Annotated in this window: 2 protein-coding genes; one reads left to right on the forward strand and one right to left on the reverse strand. The window is 32.8% G+C overall.

Annotation, left to right across the window (positions count from 1 at the left end; genetic code table 11):
• Window positions 1–229 (forward strand): hypothetical protein (locus AFK68_RS38175; protein WP_210407244.1); only part of this gene is annotated, 229 nt, incomplete at its 5' end.
• A 199-nt stretch (window positions 230–428) separates the two neighbouring features.
• Here the strand turns inward: AFK68_RS38175 and AFK68_RS05340 are convergent.
• A complete protein-coding gene (locus AFK68_RS05340) occupies window positions 429–2,213 on the reverse strand; it encodes a CapA family protein (RefSeq protein WP_094671891.1) in 1,785 nt (594 codons plus the stop codon).
• Window positions 2,214–3,424 lie beyond the last annotated feature (1,211 nt).

Genomic DNA, 3,424 nt, shown 5'->3' on the forward strand with positions numbered 1-3,424 from the left:
AAATGTTTCTTCCATTCAAAATAACCTAATAATCTGGGAATTTGGGGATGATGGCCAATTTTTCCCAGAGTTTTCGCTTCTCGCTCAAAAAATTTTTCCGAAAACTTTTTACTGTGTACTATATGCTGTGTTTATCAGCTTTGCCATTTTTCCAAATAACTCAACTAAAAAAAAGAGGATATTGTGTACTATATACTGTGTTTATCAGCTTTGCCATTTTTGCAAATAACTCAACTAAAAAAAAGAGGATATTGTGTACTATATACTGTGTTTATCAGCTTTGCCATTTTTGCAAATAACTCAACTAAAAAGAGAGGATAGTGTGTACTATATGCTGTGTTTATCAGCTTTGCCATTTTTGCAAATAACTAAACTAAAAGATAGGATAGTTTGAATACTAATAGTTTTTAATATTTGTATAATCTTGATTAAATTTGTAAACGAGGCAATTCAATAAAAGGTTGTTTGATAAATGGTTTTTGAATGAAAGAATCTTGTGCTTCCTCGGAATTTGCTTGAGGATTTAATATTGGTGGTAGAGAAAAGCTATTGTTAGTATTCATACTTGTTTCTTCCTCTGAATTCTGTGCAGGAGAGTCTGTGGAATCTCCATTGCCTTCTAGAGATTTTTCAGGTAACTTAGGTAAAGTTGGAGTTGATAAAGTGTTAGAGTTTGGTTCCCTGGGAAGAGAGTCAATACCAACAAAATTAAAATTTTTATTTATTGGATCTATTGCTACAGGAGTTCTCATTGGTTGATGAAAAACACTAGAAATTTCTGCAATGTGTTTGAGAATTTCCTTTCCTTTTTCACCTTTGACAATTTGAGGTTGATATTGATTAACCTCTACTGGCAAAAACTCAATCTTCATTTTTTCTGGTTTTGAAGACAAGGAGACTTTCAAGACAGCAGTCTTATAATCACTCTCTTGGTTAGAAGTATCTCCAAAAATAAAATTACCTAAAGAATATACAATAGGTCGCCCCTTATAAATTTCTGCCCCCTGCAATACTTTCGGATGATGTCCCACTACCAAATCAGCACCTTGGTCAATTGTCATCCTAGCTATATTCATCTGCCAGTCTCCAGGATATTCTGATAATTCAACTCCCCAATGATAATTAACAATTATCCAGTCTACCTGCTTTCTCAAATTTTGAATATCTGAAGCTATCTGATCATTATTACGAATATTAATGTTTACCGAGCCAGCAGTTGGTTGAATATCTGTATCATAATAATTGAGGTATGCAATCTTTTGGCCTTTAACCTCAAGAATTTTTGGTCTTCTCGCCTCTTCTTTTGTTTTGCCAGCCCCTAAAGAATGAATACCTGCATTTTCTAGAGTTTCTATTGTTTCTACTAAGCTTTTTTCTGTATAACCGATAATATGATCGTTAGCTAAATTTACCAGATCGACTCCTCCGGAAGTTAATACCTTAACATAGTTGGGATCTACTGTTAATTCTTTTGGCTGAGTTGTACTTTTAAGAGTAGAACGAGTTAGAGGATTTTCTAAATTAACTATAGCCAAATCTGCTGTTCTATATTCATCCATTTTCGCAAAAGGTAACTTATAATTTCCTTTGATTAAATTAGAAACTGGATGAGATAAATTAACATCTCCACCAAACATTAAGGTGACAGTATCATCGTTTGGGTTGGCTATCTTTTTATGATTAATTACTTGTACTTTTTCAGTAGCAGTTTCTACCCACTTATCTGAAATTGAATGTCTTAATAGAACTGAATAATAACTTACCCAACAACCTAAAATAAAAGCTGCTACAGCTGAACCTATTAACATTAAAGAGCGAAATGTTTGAAATTTCAGGTTATCAGTTTTGTTTGCCAAATTAGATTGCTTATTTAAGTTTCTTTTTGTAGAGGAATTAATTCTCACAGAGTGTTTCCACAGTATGTTCTGTGAACCACTCAAACGCCCCACAATTTTTACTCTTTCTAGTAGAGGAGAGTTAACTTGAGCAAGTTGATGACAGATAAACTTAATTAATTTATCTACGGGAGGTTCACGCTGAAATTCTACTAAAACTTGTAGAGAGCCAAGAGAGCCAGTAGTTTCTTTAGCTATACGAGCTGAAATTCCTTGGGGTTTTAGTTGTTTATTAATCCAGTGACTAATAGCCTGAAAATCACCAGAGTGTGCTAATTCAAAAAGAGATGTTCTACTCAAAGTTGGTGTGTAATTCATAGAATTTGCAATTATTTGGGATGATAATCATGTAATGCCAGTTTCAAAAAATATTGCGACAAAGTATTGGGTTTTTAGGAGTTAGGATTTAGGAAATATGGATTGATATTATTTATTTTTTATGAAACTATAACAANAAAATCACCAGAGTGTGCTAATTCAAAAAGAGATGTTCTACTCAAAGTTGGTGTGTAATTCATAGAATTTGCAATTATTTGGGATGATAATCATGTAATGCCAGTTTCAAAAAATATTGCGACAAAGTATTGGGTTTTTAGGAGTTAGGATTTAGGAAATATGGATTGATATTATTTATTTTTTATGAAACTATAACAAAGTCAAAATTGACTAAATAGAGCTTACTAAGTTTAACAGCTTTCTCTTGAGGGAGATGCTGAATGAACATCTATAAGTCATCATTAAGGAGTAATTTTGGTGATTTAGACCTGACTATTAGATGAAAGCTTTATAGGGTTTAAATTGCCACCTTTACCTGGGTTCTCTACAATTGGTAGGGGTTGAATTCCCAACTAACAAAGATTACTATTTCCTGACTCCTTCTTCAAGAAATTATTTTTATATCAATGGCATAACATAATTAAATACTTCGCCTCATAGTGGGCAGCAAATATATTAACATTTCTGTACTTATTTTACTGTAAGTATTAAGTATATTAAGTATATTAGGCATGAATTTGATATAATAATTGCCTTTGCTATAGTTATTTATTAGGTAAGGATTTAGCTATCAGCTAGCCTCCTACGGAGGAACTTCCTTAACAGCTTTCAACCATATGAATTGTATGGGTTGAAAACCCAAACTCTTCGTTCTTGTGCTTCAATTTATGGGTTTAAAATATAGTATAAGTTAAACGAATTCTTGCTTCATTCATTTTTATTGCTGTTTGCGTAGCATGACCTAGGATGAGCTGACAGCTAATAGCTGTTTCGCTTGCTTCGCTGCGCATTCATGTCGCGCAGCATTCCGCAGGAAATGCTTACTTTATTAGCATTTTTCAGGACATAAAAATAACAGATATTTAACATTAACTAGCTTAGATAATCACAATTATTTTTATTAGACATATCTTTCCCCCTACTCCCTACTCCCTACTCCCTACTCCCTAATCCATCTTTTCCACCAGAGGTCTATTATAGAAGTAAAAAAATCATGTTTCTGTTAAATTTGCAAATCCAAAATATATTCAATT

This window comes from Hydrocoleum sp. CS-953, from assembly GCF_002260545.1.
Lineage (GTDB): Bacteria > Cyanobacteriota > Cyanobacteriia > Cyanobacteriales > Microcoleaceae > Trichodesmium.